Annotated in this window: 12 protein-coding genes; 8 read left to right on the forward strand and 4 right to left on the reverse strand. The window is 69.1% G+C overall.

Features of this window, described 5'->3' with window-relative positions; genetic code table 11:
- Positions 1–76: 76 nt before the first annotated feature.
- Positions 77–1,357, reverse strand: a complete 1,281-nt coding sequence (locus tag ABZ420_RS03465) for an N-acetylmuramoyl-L-alanine amidase (RefSeq protein WP_357116658.1) — start codon at positions 1,355–1,357, stop codon at positions 77–79.
- A 563-nt stretch (positions 1,358–1,920) separates the two neighbouring features.
- On the opposite strand from ABZ420_RS03465, the gene ABZ420_RS03470 reads away from it, so the two are divergent.
- Together ABZ420_RS03470 and ABZ420_RS03475 are read left to right on the forward strand one after the other, a co-directional pair.
- Entirely contained in the window at positions 1,921–2,292 is a 372-nt protein-coding gene (locus ABZ420_RS03470) for a hypothetical protein (RefSeq protein ID WP_357116660.1), read from the forward strand.
- A gap of 64 nt (positions 2,293–2,356) precedes the next feature.
- On the forward strand, positions 2,357–3,106 hold the full coding sequence (locus tag ABZ420_RS03475) for an SDR family oxidoreductase (RefSeq protein WP_357116662.1): 750 nt from the start codon (positions 2,357–2,359) through the stop codon (positions 3,104–3,106).
- 12 nt (positions 3,107–3,118) lie between these two features.
- Here ABZ420_RS03475 and ABZ420_RS03480 read toward each other — a convergent pair whose 3' ends face one another.
- Positions 3,119–3,976, reverse strand: a complete 858-nt coding sequence (locus ABZ420_RS03480) for a cyclopropane mycolic acid synthase family methyltransferase (RefSeq protein WP_357116664.1) — start codon at positions 3,974–3,976, stop codon at positions 3,119–3,121.
- A gap of 175 nt (positions 3,977–4,151) precedes the next feature.
- Between ABZ420_RS03480 and ABZ420_RS03485 the strand changes: the two genes are divergently transcribed.
- Complete coding sequence (locus tag ABZ420_RS03485; protein ID WP_357116666.1) at positions 4,152–4,553, forward strand: PaaI family thioesterase; 402 nt, start codon at positions 4,152–4,154, stop codon at positions 4,551–4,553.
- Here ABZ420_RS03485 and ABZ420_RS03490 read toward each other — a convergent pair.
- A complete protein-coding gene (locus tag ABZ420_RS03490) occupies positions 4,550–5,671 on the reverse strand; it encodes an MAB_1171c family putative transporter (RefSeq protein ID WP_357116668.1) in 1,122 nt (373 codons plus the stop codon). The genes ABZ420_RS03485 and ABZ420_RS03490 overlap by 4 nt on opposite strands.
- Before the next feature lie 617 nt (positions 5,672–6,288).
- On the opposite strand from ABZ420_RS03490, the gene ABZ420_RS03495 reads away from it, so the two are divergent.
- Positions 6,289–7,014, forward strand: coding sequence for a TetR/AcrR family transcriptional regulator (locus tag ABZ420_RS03495; RefSeq protein ID WP_083863931.1), 726 nt, complete (start codon positions 6,289–6,291; stop codon positions 7,012–7,014).
- 23 nt (positions 7,015–7,037) lie between these two features.
- On the opposite strand, the gene ABZ420_RS03500 is transcribed toward ABZ420_RS03495, so the two are convergent.
- Positions 7,038–7,586 carry a nuclear transport factor 2 family protein gene (locus tag ABZ420_RS03500; protein WP_357116670.1) on the reverse strand — a complete coding sequence of 183 codons (549 nt, stop codon included), beginning with the start codon at positions 7,584–7,586 and terminating at the stop codon, positions 7,038–7,040.
- 453 nt (positions 7,587–8,039) lie between these two features.
- Between ABZ420_RS03500 and ABZ420_RS03505 the strand changes: the two genes are divergently transcribed.
- From ABZ420_RS03505 to ABZ420_RS03520, 4 genes are read left to right on the forward strand one after another with little or no spacing between them, the layout of a single operon-like run.
- Positions 8,040–14,360 (forward strand): SDR family NAD(P)-dependent oxidoreductase, encoded by a 6,321-nt coding sequence (locus ABZ420_RS03505; protein ID WP_357116672.1) that lies wholly within the window; start codon positions 8,040–8,042, stop codon positions 14,358–14,360.
- A complete protein-coding gene (locus ABZ420_RS03510; RefSeq protein WP_357116674.1) occupies positions 14,357–15,781 on the forward strand; it encodes an aminotransferase class I/II-fold pyridoxal phosphate-dependent enzyme in 1,425 nt (474 codons plus the stop codon). The genes ABZ420_RS03505 and ABZ420_RS03510 overlap by 4 nt, the downstream gene beginning before the upstream one ends.
- Entirely contained in the window at positions 15,778–17,790 is a 2,013-nt protein-coding gene (locus ABZ420_RS03515) for a CRTAC1 family protein (RefSeq protein WP_357116676.1), read from the forward strand. The genes ABZ420_RS03510 and ABZ420_RS03515 overlap by 4 nt, the downstream gene beginning before the upstream one ends.
- Complete coding sequence (locus ABZ420_RS03520) at positions 17,787–19,010, forward strand: enediyne biosynthesis protein (protein WP_357116678.1); 1,224 nt, start codon at positions 17,787–17,789, stop codon at positions 19,008–19,010. Before ABZ420_RS03515 ends, ABZ420_RS03520 begins: the two co-directional genes overlap by 4 nt.
- Positions 19,011–19,023 lie beyond the last annotated feature (13 nt).

Here is a 19,023-nt window from a genome sequence, read left to right on the forward strand (position 1 = left end):
CCTAGTGCGCCGCGGGAAAGACCCGACGCCACCCTCGAGGTGGTGAGGATGGCGTCCGGCGGGTTCGGTGTGCGGACTATTTCGAGGAGCCCAGCAGCGTGCCCGCCAGGCTGTAGCCGAGGTTGATCAGCTCCGTGGTGATCGCGTTGTCGTCCAGGCCCAGCATCTTCGCCAACGGCATCAGCAACTCCATGATCGAAGCGTTGCCCCCGGCGGTCCCGGGTGACTGCTGCGCGTTCGGCGTGCCCGGCGACTGGGTTCCGGAGGTGCCCGGTGCATTCGGCGCCGCGGGCGTGCCCGATGACTGTGGTGTCGCGGTGCCGGGCGCGGGCTTCGGCGTCGAGGTGCTCGGAACGGACTGCGCCTGCGGCACCGCGGGGGCCGCCGGACTCTGCGGCACCGCCGGAATCGTCTGCGCTTGCGGCACCACCGGGTTCGTCTGCGCCTGGGGAGTACCCGGATCCGTCTGGCCCTGCGGCGTTCCCGGCGCCACCGCGGGACGGTCGAGCGACGTACCCTGCGGAGTGGTCTGGCTTGCCTGCTGATCCGGTGAGATACCCGGCTGCGGTGCGCCGAGCAGGTAACCGACCACTCCGGTGGTCAGCGCGATGGCGTGCTTGAGCTGCCCGTCGGGTGTTTCCAGCAGCGCCGCGTCCTCGGGATTGGCGCCGTTGCCCATCTCGAGGAAGACGAGCGGAACGGTGGTCAGCGCGGGCCCGGCGATGTCTCTGCGGGTCTGCAGACCGTCCACAACGCCGCCGTAGTCGGCGGGCGGGAAGCCCGCGTCGCGGTACGCGTCGCGCACCGACTTCGACGCGGTGAGGCCCGCTCCCGACTGGACCTGATCGACGATCGGATTCGGGATCGGCAACTCCGGAATGATCAGGTGGAATCCGCGATCCTGCGCGGGCGCGCTGTCGGCGTGGATGCTCACGGCGACGTCCGCGCCGGACTGGCTCGCCGCGCGGGCCCGGTCGTCGACGCAGCCGCCCCAGTTGATGTCGTCCTGGCGGCTCAGCACGACGTGCGCGCCGAGTGTCTCCAGCGACGTCTTGACGACCTGGGCGACGTTCCAGGTGATGGTGTGCTCGGGAACGCCGTTCATCGTGGTCATGCCGGTGGTCTGGCAGTCCTTGGTGCCGCCGCGGCCATCGCTGACCTGTCTTGCCAAATCTTGGGAATGGTTCGACCCCTGATGTCCTGGGTCGAGGTAAACGGTCTTGCCCGCGAGCTTTTGCGACATATCCAGCGCCGACGGAGCCGCCTGTGCGGTGACCGGGAGCAACCCGGACAGCGTCACCGTTACCGCGGCTGTGACGGCGGTACAGATCCCTGCCTTGATGATGCTTGGCTTCATAGTGCGGTCGGTGCTCCGGAACGGAGCACCCCTCCCTTCCCACTTGTAACACCAAACCCAGTAGTCAACTCTGGCAACGTGTGTATCAGCAAAGCAAGTTGCGTGATCGAAGTGTTACAGCATGCGCGACGCCCGGCCGTCCGGCTCGTTCGGCAGTTTGCGCAGAGGTAGCAGAGCGTAATGCATCCGGCTGTGCGCCACACCGAACGGCACGCGGAAATAGTCGGCGACTTGCTGAGAGCCATGGTCACGCTCGATCCGCTCGGTAATCCCCGCGCGATAGAGCGGAGGTGGACAGCGGGTAACCGCGCCCTCGGAAGATCGTCGGCCAGTCCGTCGGCGAAGCGGGACGGGACTCGACCCGTTCGTACCATCGCCCTACCGCGCCGCGACCGGGCGATCGAGACGACATTCCGCGCCGGATTACCGGATTCCATGCACACCGCTCGGTCGGTTCTGGTATTCCTTGCCGCGGAGATGCGGGGATCTCCCGATTCGGCCGCGGCCCGCGGGGAGCACGACGACCGTGGGCGCGGCGGTAGTACAAGTCAAGGAGAACCGGTATGCGTGCAAGCGCACTCCTCGCCGCGGGAGCCATGAGCTGCGCGGCGACTCTGCTCGCCGTGGGGACGGCGGCGGCCGAGCCCGCGAACACCATGACGCACGACGGCGTCTACTTGGTCGGCGTCGACATCGTGCCCGGAATCTGGGAGGCGCCCGGCACCCCCGATCCGGCCTACGCCTGCGATTGGCGCAGGCTGTGGAAGGTGGAGGGCGACAACACGAACATGCAGTACATCCTCGCGAACAACTACACCCGGCTCGGTCCCGTCCGGGTGCAGATCAAGCCGACCGACGTGGGGTTCAAGACCGAGAACTGCGGGCCGTGGCGGTTGCTGCCCACACCGCCGCCGACCGGCTCGTTCGGCGGCTGACCGCGCGGCGCATCCGGCCGGGCGGCGTATTGACTCGTGTTCAACAGAGGCTAGGGTCAGCCGCATGACGCGGAAGAGGATTCTGATCACCGGCGCGAGCGCGGGCCTCGGGGCCGCCATGGCGCGCGACTTCGCGGGCAAGGGCCGCGATCTCGCGCTGTGCGCCCGCAGGCAGGACGCACTCACGGCGCTGCGCGACGAGCTGGTCGCCGCGCACCCGGAAGTCACCGTCGCGGTACGCGCCCTCGACGTGGACGACCACGCCGCGGTGCCGATCGTCTTCGGCGAGCTGCGCGACGAACTCGGTGGCCTGGATCGTGTGATCGTCAACGCCGGTATCGGCAAGGGAGCGCCGATCGGCAGCGGACGGGCCGACGCGAACCTCGCGACGGCGACGACGAATTTCGTCAGCGCGCTGGCGCAGGCGGAGGCGGCGCTGGAGATCTTCCGCGCGCAGCAGGCCGGCCACCTGGTGCTCGTCGCATCGATGAGCGCGGTGCGCGGACTTCCGGGCAAGAAAGCGGCCTATTCGGCGAGCAAGGCGGGCCTCGCCACGCTGGGCGCCGCACTGGCCACCGAATTGGCGCGGTCACCGATCGCCGTGACCACGCTGTTGCCGGGTTTCATCGCCACCGACATGGCTGCCAAGGCGGGTGACGCGCGGATGGTCGCGCCCCTGGACAAAGGCGTCGCATCGATGGTGGCCGCCATCGAGAAGGAGCGACGACGAGCGTGTGTGCCCGGGTGGCCCTGGCGGCTGATCGATCTCGCGCTCCCCCACCTGCCCGACGCCCTGGTGGCACGACTGAGCTGACCCGGCCGACGCTCACTTGACCAGCGTGAACTGCATGACGTCGATGCGGCCGTCGCGGAATTGCCGCGCGCATCCGGTCAGATACTTCAGGTACCGCTGATAGACCTCTTCGGACGCGAGGGCGATCGCGCGGTCCCGGTGCGCCCGCAACGCCTCGGCCCAGCAGTCGAGGGTGCGCGCGTAGTGCGGCCGCAGCTCCTGGATCTTCTCCGTGCCCAGTCCAGCGCGGCCGGCCAGGCGCGTCACCTCGGCGGGGTGCGGCAGCTGTCCACCCGGGAAGATCTCCCGCTTGATGAAGATGTGGAACAGCGCGTCTTCCCGGGCTACGGGAATGCCCATGCGCCGCAGGTCTTTCAGCGTGTACGCGACGATGGTGTGCAGTAGCATCCTGCCGTCCGGCGGCAGCATCCGGTGGCATCGTTCGAAGAACGTCTCGTAGCGGGAACGCCGGAAGTGCTCGAAGGCGCCGATACTGACGATGCGATCGGCTTCGCCGTCGTACTCCTCCCAGCCTTGCAAAAGCACTTGCGCGCCCGCGATGCGCTCGCGTTCGATCTTGTCCGCGACGTACTCGTACTGGTTGCGGCTGAGCGTCAGCCCAACGACCTGCGCGCCGTAGGCGGTGGCGGCACGCAGCATGGTCGAGCCCCACCCGCATCCGACGTCCAGCAGGGTCATCCCCGGCCGCAGGTCGAGCTTGCCGAGCGCCAGATCGATCTTCGCGCGCTGCGCTTGCTCTAGCGTCATGTCGGGTCGCTCGAAGTAGGCGCAGCTGTAGGTCATGGTCGGGTCGAGGAACAGCGCGTAGAACTCGTCGGAGAGGTCGTAGTGGGCTTGCACTTGCCGATAGAACGGCTGGAGTCCGGTCATCGCGTTTCTCCTGTTCATCGGGTTCATGAGCTGATACCCGCCATCCGTCGCCGCGTTTCACCCGCCGCGGACCGATACGGAACCGATGCGCAGGTCTCCATCCGGCAACGGGGCAGGCCGGCGACTACCCGCGAAGTAATCGACTCCACGACCGGCGACGGGCAAGATCACCGCCATGATCGATGAGACCGGCACCAAGCTTTTCCACCAGACCATGCCGTTCACCGAACGCCTCGGCATCGAGGTGCTCGCCCACGGGCCCGAGCTGGTCCGCAGCCGCCTGGCCTGGGACGAATCGCTGTGCACGCTGGGCGGCATGCTGCACGGCGGGGTGCTGATGTCGCTCGCCGACGCCACCGGCGCGGTCTGCGCGTTCCTGAACCTGCCGGAAGGCAAGCAGGGCACCACCACGGTGGAATCGAAGACGAATTTCCTGCGCGCGGTTCGCTCCGGGCATGCCATCGCGTCGGCGGCGCCGTTGCATGCCGGACGCTCGTTCATCGTGGTGGAGACGGTGATCCGGGACGACGCGGACAAGCTGGTCGCGAAGGTCACCCAGACCCAAGCGGTGCTCTAGCCGACGGCCACCGGGACCCGCTCGCCCGCCGCCGCGCGGGCCGCGGGCCACACGCGGGCCAGTTCGAGCAGTTGCCGCAGCTCGGCGTCGAAATCCGCCGCGGGCACCGGAAGCCGGGCCGATGTCGATCCGATCGGCGCCGCGCCCACCTGTCGCGCGACCGCCGCGCACGCCAATTGCTGCGCGTAGTCGGTCATCGGGCATCCGGACTCGGCCGATGCACCGTGCGCCGGGGCGTAGCGGCCCAGATGCAGCAGCGCGTCCTGGATCTCCACCGTCATGCGCAACAGCTGGGTCCCCGGGTCGGCCTGCTCGCCCACGGCCGGCCGCAGCACGATCTCCGGGACGGCGGTGGTGAGATCCCGCCACAGCGGGCGCAACCTGCGGCACGATCGTCCTGCTCGATCGAGTTCCGCCGTGGCCAGCAGCGACCGGATCAGCGGAATGGCGATCACCGTCGCGTCGATCGCCAGACAGATGGTGACCGTCGCTTCGATCCGGATCAGATGCGTACCCCAGCGCTGCCATCCGGTGACGGCACGCACCGTCGACAGCACCAGGTTCACACCGAAAAGTGTTGCCGCCCAGATCATCATGGCGCACACGAGCTTCTCCGCCAGGCCGATGCCGCCCGCCCGCAGCTCACGGAGGCACATGCGGGCCAGCAGCGAGACGTTCACCAGCAGCGGGAGACCGAAGGCGGTCCAGACCACCAATCCCTCGGCATCCAGGGTCAGGTCGACGAGTCTGCCTTCCTGCCGGGCCGCACTGCCCGCCAGCAGGATCGCGCCGGTGGCCGCGGCCGCCAGCACGCAGCAGACGCGGTGCCTGCGCCGTACCGCCGCCGGGTCCACGTCGAAGGCCCAGATGCGGACGATCCCTTGCAGGCACATCGACGCCATCACCGTGCAGCCGAGCGAGAGCTGATGGGCGAGGCTCGCGATGCCGGGTGTCATGGTGCAGCGATACAGCAGCAGACTCAGCAAGCCCCACAAGAACAGCTGATTCAGCAGCTTGTCGACGATGGTGTCGCGTACCAGCAACCACCGGCCCGCGAGCACGGCGGCGACGAAACCGATAACCGGCCACGCGACGATTCCCGAGATCGATGACGACATCGGCCGGCCTCCCACCCATGAAACTGTCCCCGCCGAACGATACCGTTGCCGCGTGTTCATGACCGTGCGGATCGAGAATCGGCAGCAGCCCCATTTGTCCGCTTTGCGCATTGTCGCCGCGGCCAGAAGTTTGCCACTTCGATCGCCGGATGCCACAGTCGAGCGCCGCGCACCGAATGCGGAAACAACGCAGAACATTTGGCCGTTCGCCTGTGGACGTTACGCTGTATCACATAGAGTTTCGGTGACGATACCCACCTCCGACACGCACCTCCCGGCGAGTGCGCCTGCTCTTCGTAGCCCGCGAACGCGGCTCCCCCTCATGCTCTGCCCGCCCGTTCGTGCGGCAAGAACGGAGATTTCTGTGCGCGATGAACCACGATCAGCTTTCCGGACCGAGCGAATCGATGGTGCATCGATCGAAATAGACATCGCCGCCGCGGCACTGCCGAGGCACCGCCGACCATTCCGGCCGCGATCCACCGCCCCGAGACCGGGGGCCCGCGCGGCGACCGCGACCGGGGCGCCCTCGGTCGAGCGGCGGTACCGCCTTCCCGAAGACAGCGCACTAGCGGATCTATGCGTCACGGCGTGACCGTGCTGGGGAAACGGAAGCGATGAGCAAGCAAACTGCCGGAACAACTGAACTAGCCGTGCGCCCGGCCGGGACGGACACGATGAACACCGCGCTGCGCGATCGTCTGATCGACGCGACCGTCGAGGTGGTGTCGACCGAGGGTTTGCACGCACTCACCGTCCGCCGCGTGTCGCGCATGTGCGGGGTCTCCACGATGGCGGTGTATTCCAACTTCGGCGGCATGCCCGGGCTGATCCGGGCGGCGGGCTCCGCCGGATTCGCCCAGCTGGCCGAGCGGATGAACGCGGCCGGGGTGAGCGAGGAGCCGATCACCGATCTGCTCGTGCTCGGCCTGGTGTTCCGGGACGAGGCCCAGCGCAGGCCGGAGCTGTTCCAGCTGATGTTCGGCACCGGCACGCGCATCGACATGAAGATCAACCGCGGCAATGTGCTCGTGGCCGGGCACGATTCGGAGTTCGAGCACTACGCGGAGACCTTCGACCACGTGGTCGGCGCGGTGCAGCGCGCCCAGGACGCGGGACTGATCAACACTCCCGACGTCCGTTCGGCCGCGGCACAGCTGTGGATGGGACTGTTCGGCTTCGTCCAGCTGGAGATGGCCGGCCACCTGGGCGACGACGGCCTACTCGAAGTGCTGGTGCCCGCGATCGTGAATCTTCTCGTCGGTATGGGCGCCGAACTGGAGACCGTCGGCGCCTCGGTCCTACTCGCGGTGGAGCGCTTCGCCGAAAAGTTCGGCGACTGAACCCCGCGTAAATCGGGTACCGGTCAGAACGGCAGCCGGGACCGGAACCGCTGGGCGCGTGCCATCGCGCGCTCGGCGGCGCTTCCGCGCGGCGGCATCAGGCCCAGTTGCAGCAGCATCTCGGTCAGGTCCCAGGTGGCCTGGCTGCGCCAGATCAGCCCGGAGCGGAACTGCCACGCGTCGATGACCAGCAGGTCGATTCGCTTGCCGGTCGGGCCGAATCCGGGCGGGTCGATCGGGCCCAGATGGGTGCCGGTCATCCGCCACGGCACCAGGGCGATCCGGTTGTCCGCGGCGAGCGTCGGCGGGAACGGGTTGGCGTAGGCGACATCCGGGAACGAGCGCACCGTGTCGGTGACGAATTTCTCCACACCCGCCCGCCCGTGTGCCGGGGCGTCCAGCGAGGGGTCGTGCCAGATCGTGTCCTCGGTGACGCACTTCGCGACCGCCGCACCGTCCCCGCTGTTCCACCCGGCGATGTATCGCTCGGTGAACTCGAGCAGCCACGCCGGGCTCTCGATGGGTTCGGCCTCCGCTTCGATACGGAACTGCCCGGTGTTGTACGGATCCACGCCCATCGCCTTTCGCCGGTGCGTATTCGACGAGCCATCGTAGCCACGAATGAAGCACGTGCTCAACACTTCCGGCGATTCGGCGCCGAATTCTGCGGAATAACATCGGAATAACGATGTAATCCGGCGGGTCCAGCCGGGTCATAACTGTGTAATAACAGGAGAATAATATCGTCATACCCGCCCTGAACTGCATTGATGACGGGTCTGCCATTACCTACCGCGCAATGCTTTTCGGTCGGCGATCGCACGATTCGTTATTGACCTTCGCGAATCGGGCCTCCTACCATGGGTGGACACTGACCTCCTACCGCGGAACCACTTCACCTCCGGACGACGTCGTAGCCGAACAGGTATACCAGCGTCGCGATTCCGGTTGTCTCCACGCTGATTCGACGACGCCGACGTGAAAACGCCTGCGATTTCGAATACCTGAGCACCAGGGGATTTTGCATGCCCAATGTAGCAATTGTCGGTATCGGCTGCCGTTTTCCGGGCGGCATCGAGGGGCCGGACTCGTTCTGGGATCTCGTCGTTCGCAAGGGCGACGGGATCGTGGAGGTACCGGCGGATCGCTGGAATCTCGCGAAGTTCTACGATCCGGACCCGGACGCGCCGGGCCGGATGTACACCAGGCACGGCGGATTCCTGACCCAGTCGCTGTGGGAGTTCGACGCCGAATTCTTCGGCATCTCCCAGCGCGAGGCGTCGATCATGGATCCGCAGCAGCGGCTCCTGCTCGAAGTCGCCTGGGAGGCGCTCGACGACGCGGGGATGGCGGGCCGGGTCGGCGGTCGCGAGGTCGGCGTGTTCGTCGGCGGCTTCATGAACGACAACGCGCTGGTGCGCAGCGGTTCGGTGTCGCGGGCCTCGATCAACAGCCACAGCCCGACCAGCTCCTCGCACACGCTGCTGTCGGCCCGCATCGCGTTCCTGCTGGATCTGCTCGGACCGACCATGACCATCGACACCGCCTGCTCCTCCTCCCTGGTCGCACTGCACCAGGCGATGCTGGCGCTGGAGTCGGGTGAATGCGAGACGGCGATCGTCGGCGGCGCCAATGCGATGCTGCGGCCCGAGGCGTTCATCTCCATGTGCAAAGGCCGGTTCCTCGCGGTCGACGGCCGCTGCAAGTCCTTCGACGCGGCGGCCGACGGCTACGGCCGCGGCGAGGGCGCGGGCGCCGTGGTGCTGAAGCCGCTGGAGGCGGCGGTGCGCGATCGCGACCGGATCTACGCGGTGGTGCGCGGCAGCGGCGTCAACCAGGACGGCCGCACGCTGGCGATCCCGGTGCCCAACCCGGCCGCGCAGGAGGCCTTGGCCCGGCGGGTGCGCCGGTTGGCGGGCATCGACGCCCACGACATCCGCTACGTGGAGGCGCACGGCACCGGCACACCGGTCGGCGACCCGCTCGAGTTGGCCGCCTTGGGCGCGGTGTACGGCGCGGTCGACGGCCGCGACGAACCGTTGCCGGTCGGTTCGGTGAAGAACAACATCGGGCACACCGAGGCCGCCGCGGGCGTCGCGGGCGTCATCAAGGCCGCGCTGACGCTGCATCACGGCGTCATCGCTCCGCAACTGCGGCTGGACAACCCGAACCCCGAGATCGCGTTCGACGAACTGCGGGTACGCATTCCGCTGGAGACCGAGCCGCTGCCGAACGACGACGGCCGGGCCGCGGTGGCGGTCAACAGCTTCGGCTACGGCGGCACCAACGCCCATGCGATCCTCACCCGCGCGCCAGAAGCGCCCGCCGAGCAGTCCGCGCGCGGGCCGATCACCGTGTTGCCGCTGTCGGCCCGCAACGAGACCGCGCTGCGCACGATGGCCAACCAGCTGCACGACCTGACCGACACCGCCCCCGTCGACGCGGTGACCGAGGCGGCGTGGGTGCAGCGCGCGCACCACCCGCTGCGCGCCGCGTTCGCCTACCGCGACACCGACGATCTGCGTTCCCAGCTGGCGGATTTCGCCGTGGGCGCGGGCAAGCCGCCCGCCCGCGCGCTGACCGACGGATCCACCCAGCCGGTGTTCGTGTTCAGCGGCATGGGCCCGCAGTGGTGGGGTATGGCCCGTGGTCTGCTCGAGGCCGACGGGCATTTCGCCGCCGCGGCGCGGGCGATCGACGAGATGTTCCGCGAGATCGCGGGATGGTCGATCGTCGAAGAACTCCTGCGCCCGGAAGCGGAGTCGCGGATCACCGGGACCGCGTACGCGCAACCGGCCAACTTCCTGGTCCAAGCCGCGCTGGTGGCCGAACTCGCCGAACTCGGCATCCACCCCGCCGCGGTGGTCGGCCACAGCGTCGGCGAAGTCGCCTCGGCCTACGCGTCCGGCTCACTGTCGCTGCGCGACGCGCTGCTGGTGAGCTATCACCGCGCCCGGTTGCAGGCCACCACCGCGGGCACCGGCGGCATGCTGGCCGTCGGCCTGTCCGAAGAGCAACTGGACGAGCGCCTCGCGGGCGTGCCGGGCGTCTGCGTCGCGGCGATCAACAGCCACACGGCGGTGACGCTGTCCGGTGACCCGGCCGAATTGGACCGTATCCGAGCCGAACTCACCGAAGAGGGCGTCTTCGCCAAGGCGCTGCGCGTCGAGGTGCCCTACCACAGCCATCTGATGGACCCCATTCTCGGCGACCTCACCACGGTGCTGGCCGGCCTCGCGCCGCGACCAGCACAGGTGCCGATCTGGTCCACCGTCACCGGCGGTGAACTGTCCGGGCCCGAGTGGGACGCCGAGTACTGGTGCCGCAACGTGCGCGAGCCCGTGCGGTTCGGCGCGGCCGTGGACAGCCTGCTCGACGCGGGCCACCGGGTCTTCCTGGAGGTGGGGCCGCACCCGGTGCTCAGCGGCAATATCAAGGAGGCGTTCGTACGCCGCGGTCTCGACGGCGCGGCGATCAGCACCCTGTCGCGCAACGCCGACGACCACGACAACCTGCTGCGCGCGGTGGGCGAGCTGTACCAGGTGGGCGGGCTGGACATCACGCACGCGCCCGGCGCGGCGGAAACGCCTGCCGCGCATCTGGATCTGCCCCGCTATCCGTGGCAGCGCCGCACGCTGTGGACCGAGGACCCGGCGATCGAGGCGGACCGCGTCGGCGCCGTCGACGGCTACGTCATGCTCGGCCAGCGCACCGCGGCGTCCGCGCCGGAGTGGGAGGTCGAGCTGTCGGTGGCCGCGTTGCCGTGGTTGCCCGACCACGTCGTGGACGGATCGGTCGTGCTGCCCGGCGCGGCCTATCTGGACGCCGCGCTCAGCGCCGTCGCGGTGCGGACCGGTCATACCTCCTTCGGGCTGGAGTCGGTCCAGTTCGTCGCGCCCTTGGTGATCGGGCAGCACGACGTGCCGGTATTGCGTCTCACCGTCGAGGAGACCACCCACCGGTTCACCCTGCGCTCGCGCGCCGCCACCGCGACCACCTGGACGGTCAACGCGCACGGCAGGCTGATCGAAGCGGACGTCGACGCGCGCCGCATCGATCTCACGCCGGCGGCGGACGCGGTGGAGGTGAGCGCGGCGACGCTCTACGACGGCCTCGCCGCGCACGGCCTGGCCTACGGGCCGAGCTTCCGGCTGATCACCGACGCCCGCGTCGGCGCCGATTCCGTGCTGGCCCGGCTCGATCTCACGCCGCTGGCAGGTAGCGCGCCGAGCCTGCCGCACCTGGCCCATCCCGCCGCGGTCGATGCCGCGCTGCAGTGCTTCGCCGCCCTGTACGCCCAGACCGCGCGCGGCGCGAGCGTGGTGGTGCCGTCCTCGGTCGCCGGTGTCCGCTGGACCGGGCCGCTGCCCGAGCAGGCCGTGGTGCTGGTCCGCCGGGTGGACGGTGATCCGCTCTGCGCCGATATCACCGTCGCCGCACCGGAAGGCGCTGTGGCGCTGACGCTTTCCGGGGTGCGGTTCGCCAGTCTCGCGGCCGAGCCGGATCTGCACGAGCAGCTCGACGGCCTGTTCTACGAGCCGGTGTGGTCCATCGTCGACGACACCGCGACCGCCGACGAATCCGCGGGCGGCGAGGAGTTCCTGCTTGTGGTCAGCCTCGGCAGCACCGTCTCCCAGCGCGCGAAGGAAATCGCCAGCGCCCGCGCCTCCTCGGAGATCCTCACGCTGGAACCGGAGGAGGCCGGCGCCTCGGATCGCGTCCTCGCCGCCCTGCGCGCCGCTCATGAGCGGCCCGGCGTGACGCGGGGCAGGCTCGTGGTGGTGTCCGGCACCGAGCTGGACGCGGTGCCCAACGCCTACGGGCTCGCCCTCGTCGCGAAGGCGGTCGGCGAACTGGTGGTCGGCGAGGAGGACGACGCCACGGCGGTCGAAGTGCGCGCGGTGGTGGTCACCGAACAGGCGTTCTGCCTGCCGATCGACACATTCGCGCATCCCGCGCAGGCCGCGCTCACCGGCGCCCGGCGCACCCTGCGCAACGAGCAACCCGCGGTGCACTGGCGGTTGGTCGACACCGAACCGGCCACGCGTGCCGCGGACATTGTCGAGCAGGTGTTCGGCGACGGACGCGCCGACGAGGTCGCGTTGCGCGCGGGCGCGTGCTGGGCGCTGCACCTGCGCAAATCCCTGCGCGAGCACCTGGCGGTCTGGGACGAGGCCGCGCCGCTGACCGACCCGGAAGGTTCGTTCCGCTTGGAGATCGCGCGCTCGCGGCTGCTGTCGGATCTGGCGTGGCGCGCGGTCGACCGCGTGGCGCCGGGCCCCGGCGAGATCGAGATCCGGATGGACGCGGTGGGCCTCAATTACAAGGACGCGCTCAAGGCGCTCGGGGTGCTCACCGAAAAGGAGCTGGCCGGAACATACTTCGGCACCGAACTGGGCATGGACGGGTTCGGCGTGGTCGAGCGGGTCGGCCCCGGGGTGACCGAGGTCGCCGTCGGTGACCAGATGTCGGTGTGCGCGAGGGACCTGGTCCGGCGGCACGTCACCCTCCGGCCGGACGAGGGCGCCACGATGCCCCTCGACTATCCGGACACGGTGCTCGACCCGTGCCACTCCAGCTCGGTGCTGCCCTTCCTCACCGCCGAATTCGCCTTCGGCGACCTCGCGCACCTGCAACCGGGTGAGACGGTGCTGGTCCACGGCGCGGCGGGCGGCATGGGCATGGCCGCGGTCCAGGTGGCGGTGCGCCTCGGTGCGCGGGTGATCGCGACGGCGGGCTCGGACGAGCGCCGCGCGGTGGCCACGGCGGCGGGTGCGCACGAGGTGGTCAACTCGCGGTCGATCAGCTTCGTCGACGACGTGCTCGCGCTGACCGGGGGACGCGGCGTCGACGTGGTCTACAACTCCTCCCCCGGTGAGATCCTCCAGCAGAATTTGCGGGTGGCCGCCGAGTTCGGCCGGGTCGTCGAGATCGGCAAGGCCGACATCTACGGCGGCGGCGCGATCGACCTGCGCCCGTTCGACCGGAACCTGTCGTTCTTCGCCGTGGACATGGACCGCGCCCTGGCCGTGCGGCCCGAGTTGGTCCGCCGCGCGGCACGCCGGGCGATGGACGCCCTGAACGACGGCACCTACGACTACCTGCCCTACACCGCGTTCCCGCTCGCGTCGACCGCCGAGGCGTTCGAAACCGTGGTGCGATCCAAGCAGATCGGCCGGGTCGTGCTCGATCTGCGCGAACCGGAACCGACCGTGCTGGCCAAACGACCGAGTCTGCCGATCGACGCGCAGGCCAGCTACCTGGTCACCGGCGGTTTCGGCGCGTTCGGCCTGGCCACCGCGCGCTGGCTGGTCCGCAACGGCGCGCGCCGGCTGGTGCTGGCCGGGCGCAGCGGCGCCACCACGGACGCGGCCCGCGCCGCGATCGCCGAATTCGACGCCGCCGGTGCGGAAGTCGTCGAGGAACGCCTCGACATGTCCGACTACGACGCCGTCGCGGCGCTGGTCGAGCGCATCCAGGCGAGCGGGCGTCCGCTGCGCGGGGTGTTCCACGCGGCCGGTGTGGTGAACAACCTCGAGGTGCCGCAGATCACCGCCGGGTCGCTGGCGGAGATCTTCGGGCCCAAGGTCGCGGGCGCGGTCAACCTGGACACCGCCGTCACCGCCGCCGACATCGAACTCGACATGTTCGTGCTGTTCTCCTCGGCGAGCAGCATCGTCGGCATCTCGCCCCAATTCGGCTATGCGGCGGCCAATTCGGTGCTGGACATGATCGCCGCGGCCCGCCGCGCCCGTGGCGCCGCCGGGCTGGCGGTGAACTGGGGCTTCATGAGCGGGGGCGGCGGCATGGCCGACTACGAGGCGGTCAGCCGGTATGCGGAGATGACCGGCTACCGCTCGGTGGACATGGACGTGGCCACCGATCTGCTCGGCGAGTGCCTGCGGCTGGACCTGCCGCAGATCGTGCTGTTCGACGTGGACTGGAGCCAGTGGGCGCTGGCGCATCGCCCGTCCACCCGCACGCCGCGTTTCGCCGACCAGGTGGCGGCCGCGGGCGGCGGCGCGTCGGGCGCGGGTGCGCTGCGGGCGGAAATCCTCCAGCTGGGTCTGGAGCAGCGCGGCGAGGTGGTGGCCTACCTGCTCGCCGAACAGCTCGCCGCGGTGCTGGGCGTCGACGCCGAGACGGTGGACCTCAACACCCCGCTGCCCGAACTCGGCATGGACTCGCTGATGGGCATGGAGTTCGGCGCCCGCGTGGTGCAGGTGCTCGGCACCCAGCTGTCGGTGCTCGCCGTGATCGGACTGACGTTGCGCGGGCTCGGCGCGCGGATTGCCGAGCAGATTGCCCAAGAAGAAGAGCGCGCGGCGAGGAGCGAGGACGAATGACCGACAACAACCCGAGGGAGCTGGCCCGCGCATTGCTGGCCAGGCACGCGGGCGGCGAGACCGGCGCCGCCGCGCCCGCGACCGACGGCGCGCGGACCACGAACGGATCCGCGACCGCGACCACCGCCAACGGCCACAGCGCACCGCGCGGGGTCGCCCACACGTCCTTCCGCGACCACCCCGGCGTGCTCGAGGCCGGGCAGCGGTTCGGGCGGTTCGACGCCTGGGTCGAACAGGTCGGTCTGGTCAACCCGTACTACTTGCCGCACGAGGGCGTCAGCGGTGCGGTGACCAGGATGGCCGACCGGGATGTGGTGAACTTCAGCAGCTTCGGCTATCTGGACCTGGCCGCCGACCCGCGGGTGCGGCAGGCCGCCAAGGACGCGATCGATCAGTACGGCACCTCCGCCGCCGCGGTCCGCATCGTGGCGGGCGAGCTGCCGATCTATCGTTCGCTGGAAGCCGAGATCGCCCGCGTCTACGACACCGAGGCAGCCCTGGTGACCGCCAGCGGCTACCTCACCAATGCCGCCGCGGTCGGATTCCTGCTCGGCAAGCGCGATCTCGCGGTCTGCGACGCGCTGATCCACCACAGCGTGGTCTCCGGCACGGAGTGGTCGCGCTGCAAGCGGGTCTCGTTCCGGCACAACGATCCCGAGTCGCTCGAGACGATCCTCAAGATGTCCCGGCGCAGCTTCGACCGGGCCATGGTGATCATCGAGGGCCTCTACAGCATGGACGGCGACGTGGTCCGGCTGCCCGAGATCATCGAGGTTGCCCGGCGCTACGACTGCTCGATCATGATCGACGAAGCGCACTCGTTCGGCACGCTCGGCGCCACAGGGCACGGGGTGCGCGAGCTGTTCGACCTACCCGGCGACGCAGTGGACGTCTGGATGGGCACCCTGTCCAAAGCGCTCGGCAGCGTCGGCGGTTACCTCGCGGGCAACCGGGAACTGGTCGACGGATTCAAGTACGTCGCGGGCGGGCTGAGCATGTACACCGCCGCGCCCGCCCCCTCGGCCATCGGCGCCGCGCTGGCCGGGCTCGAGGTACTGCGCGACGAGCCGGAACGGGTGGCGCGGCTGCGGCACAACAGCGAGTACTTCCACCGGCGTGCGAAGGAATACGGGTTCGACATCGGCGTGTCGGAAGATTCCCCGATCATCCCCGTGATGACCGGCGCCGACGAACCGGCCGTGCTGGCGGCACTCGCCATGCTGCAACGCGGCTTCAGCGTGAACGCCATCACCCACCCGGTCGTCCCCGCCGGGGAAGCAAGGCTGCGGTTCTTCATCAACTGCAGGCACACCGAGCAGCACATGGACCAAGCGCTGGCCACGCTGCGCGAGGTGCTCGACGGACTCGCGGACACCGCGGGACAGCAATTCACTCTCGCCCATGAGGAGCAGCACTCGTGAAAATTCCCATCAACCGATCCCTCCTCCGAAAAGCGGTGGTCCCCGGGGTGGCCCTGCTGCTGATGGGCTCGCTGTTCATTCCCGCGCGGTCGGCGCTGCTGCCCACCTACGACGAGGCGGGCGGGCCGATCGCGAGCAAGTTCGACTTCACCGCGATGCCGATCGCGCTGCCCAAGGGCCTGCCGACCGACCGCAAGATCCGCGAGCTGCGGGAGCCGTACAAGCACCTGTCGGCCTGGATCTCCTCGGTCGGCGCGGCGATCGCGATGAACGACTTCGACGGCAACCGGCTGGCCGACGACCTGTGCGTGGTCGATCCCCGTTCGGATACGGCCTTCCTCACGCCGACGCCGGACAGCAACACCGGCCGGTACGAACCGTTCGTCCTCGACCCCGCGCCGCTGCCCGTCGACTCCTCCACCGTCCCGTCGGGCTGCATCCCGGGCGACTTCAACGGTGACGGCCGGATGGACGCGCTGGTGTCGTACTACGGCCGTACGCCGATCCTGTACCTGCAACGTGCCAACGCGACCCGACTGGATGCCAAGGCATTCCGCCCGGTCGACATCGTCGCATCCCCGAACACCCCGGACGGGCACTACGAGGGCGAGCGCTGGATCACCGCGGCGGTGTCGGTCTCCGACTTCGACGGCGACGGCAAGCCGGACATCTACCTGGGCCAGTACTTCAACGACATGGACGTGCTCTCCGAGGAGGGCCAGCTCGCGCTGTGGATGACCGACTCACTGTCCAACGCGCGCAACGGCGGTAAGGATCGGATCTTCACGCTGGCCTCCGCCACGTCGGGCAACGAACCGACCGCCGACTACCGCGAGGTGGCCAACCCGTTCCCGATCGGCATGGACACCGGATGGGCGCTGGCCGCCGCCGCCTCCGACCTGAACGGCGATCAGCTGCCGGAGCTGTACGTGGCCAACGACTTCGGGCGCGACCGCCTGTTCGTCAACCAGTCGACACCGGGCCGGATCCGCTTCGGTTTCGCCGAGGGCGAGCGCGGCATCACCGAGCCGAAGTCGTATGTGATGGGCCATGATTCGGACAAGGGCATGGCCGCTGACTTCGGCGACCTGAACGGCGACGGCATGCCGGACCTGTTCGTCAGCAACATCGCCGTGCGCTTCGCGCTGATGGAGGGCCACTTCGCCTTCTACAACACCGCAAAGGACACCGCCGACGCGGCGCGTCAGCTCGCCGAGGGCGTCGCCCCGTTCAAGAATCGCGCCACCGATGTCGGACTGGCCTGGGAGACCTGGGGCTGGGACGCCAAGATCGACGACTTCGACAACGACGGTCGCAACGAGGTGGTCCAGGCCACCGGCATGATCAAGGGCGACACCAACCGGTGGCCGCAGATCCAGGAACTCGGCACCATGAACGACAACCTGACCAAGTACCCGTGGTCCTGGCCGATCATCGGCGCGGGCGCCGATCTGGCGGGCAGCAATCCGGTCGGCTTCTTCAGCCGCGGCGACGACGGCAAATTCGCCAACCTCACCCATGCTCTCGGCATGGACACCCCCGTCCCCTCCCGCGGCATCGCAGTGGGCGACACCTCGGGCAACGGCGCACTGAGCTTCGCCGTCGCGCGCCAATGGGGTGATCCGACCTTCTACCACAACAACAAGGCAGGCAACGGCCGGTTCCTCGGCCTGAAGCTGTTCAAGCAGCCCTGGGACGGCACCGCGACCACGAACACCATCGCCGGGCTTCCCACACAGGGCGTTCCCGCGGTGGACGCCCAGGTCGAGGTCCGCACGGCGGACGGCCGGTTGCTCACCAGCCACCTCGACGGCGGCAGCGGGCACACCGGCAAGCGGGCCACCGAGGTGCACATCGGCCTCGGCGACGTCGACCCCGCCGCCCCGCTGAACGTCGTGCTCCGCTGGCGGGAGACCAACGGCACCCCGCACGACCAAACCCTCCAGCTCGCGCCGGGCTGGCACACCGTGAACCTCGCCTCGGACGCGCAGGAGGTCAAGCAGCGATGAGCGACAACGACAAGAAGGATCCGGGCGAGGCGAAAGCCGCGTCGAACGGTCATCACGAAACCCCGGCGGCCGACGGCAACGGCAGCGCCGCCCACGGCGGTCCCGAGGGCAACGGCGTGGCCACGGAGAACAATCCGGCCGCCACGGCGGGTAACGGCAACGGGACCAGCGTTACGGCAGCCGAACGCATCTCGGCCGTACAGCGCTCGGGCACCGAGTTCGCCAAGGAATGGGTGGAGAAGCCCGCGCCGACCAAAGACCCCCGTTACCTGGCACTGCGCAACTTCGCCATCTCGATCACGATCTTCAACCTGATCGGATTCCCGCTGCTCGGCTTCGAGCAACCGTTCCTCTGGCCGTTCATCGCGCTGGCCACCGCGTACTCCACCGAAATCGGGCTGGAAGTCCTCGCGGCATGGGCGTACAAGCGGCCGCCCGCCTTCCGGGGCCGTGGGCCGCGTGGGCTGTTCGAATTCCTGCTGCCCGCGCACATCACCGGTCTGGCGTTCAACTTCCTGACCTTCGCGCACGACAAGCTGTGGCCGGTGATCTTCGGCATCGTCGTCGCGGTCGGTACCAAGTGGGTGTTGCGCGCCAAGATCAACGGCAAGATGCGCCACTTCATGAACCCGTCGAACTTCGGTGTCGTGGTGTGCTTCCTGGTGTTCCCGATGATCGCGGTGGCGCCGCCGTACCACTTCACCGAATACATCACCGGCCCGGCGGACGCGCTCATCGTGCTCGGCCTGCTGATGTCCGGCACCATGCTCAACGCCAAGCTGACGCTGAAGATGCCGCTGATCATGGCGTGGGTGGGCGCGTTCGCGCTGCAAGCCATCGTGCGCGGGCTGATCGAACCGAACATCTCGATCCTCGGCGGCCTGAGTGTGATGACCGGCCTGGCGTTCGTGCTGTTCACCAATTACATGGTCACCGACCCGGGTACCACGCCGTCGGGCAAGAAGCAGCAGATCATGTTCGGCGCCTCGGTCGGCATCATGTACGGCGTGGTCACGGCGCTGCACATCTCCTACGGCCTGTTCATCGCGCTGGTCGTCGTCTGCGGCGCTCGCGGAGTCTACTGGTGGGTGCGCGGCATCGCCGAGTGGTGGGGGCAGCGCGGCGCGCCGCCCGCCGTGGAGCAGCCCGTGGTGGCCGACGACCTGGATGCCGACATCGCACGCGAACCCGAGCCCGCGAAGGAGGCGGCCCGCTCATGACCGGCAGCGCCGA

It is taken from the genome of Nocardia sp. NPDC005745, assembly GCF_040630775.1.
Classification (GTDB): Bacteria; Actinomycetota; Actinomycetes; order Mycobacteriales; family Mycobacteriaceae; genus Nocardia.

Excerpts from the sequence above, each read along its gene's own strand:
- ABZ420_RS03510 (WP_357116674.1), top strand. The coding sequence starts at position 14,357 with ATGACCGACAACAACCCGAGGGAGCTGGCCCGCGCATTGCTGGCCAGG.
- ABZ420_RS03480 (WP_357116664.1), bottom strand. The coding sequence starts at position 3,976 with ATGACCGGACTCCAGCCGTTCTATCGGCAAGTGCAAGCCCACTACGAC.
- ABZ420_RS03490 (WP_357116668.1), bottom strand. The coding sequence starts at position 5,671 with ATGTCGTCATCGATCTCGGGAATCGTCGCGTGGCCGGTTATCGGTTTC.
- ABZ420_RS03470 (WP_357116660.1), top strand. The coding sequence starts at position 1,921 with ATGCGTGCAAGCGCACTCCTCGCCGCGGGAGCCATGAGCTGCGCGGCG.
- ABZ420_RS03520 (WP_357116678.1), top strand. The coding sequence starts at position 17,787 with ATGAGCGACAACGACAAGAAGGATCCGGGCGAGGCGAAAGCCGCGTCG.
- ABZ420_RS03505 (WP_357116672.1), top strand. The coding sequence starts at position 8,040 with ATGCCCAATGTAGCAATTGTCGGTATCGGCTGCCGTTTTCCGGGCGGC.
- ABZ420_RS03475 (WP_357116662.1), top strand. The coding sequence starts at position 2,357 with ATGACGCGGAAGAGGATTCTGATCACCGGCGCGAGCGCGGGCCTCGGG.
- ABZ420_RS03465 (WP_357116658.1), bottom strand. The coding sequence starts at position 1,357 with ATGAAGCCAAGCATCATCAAGGCAGGGATCTGTACCGCCGTCACAGCC.
- ABZ420_RS03485 (WP_357116666.1), top strand. The coding sequence starts at position 4,152 with ATGATCGATGAGACCGGCACCAAGCTTTTCCACCAGACCATGCCGTTC.
- ABZ420_RS03495 (WP_083863931.1), top strand. The coding sequence starts at position 6,289 with ATGAGCAAGCAAACTGCCGGAACAACTGAACTAGCCGTGCGCCCGGCC.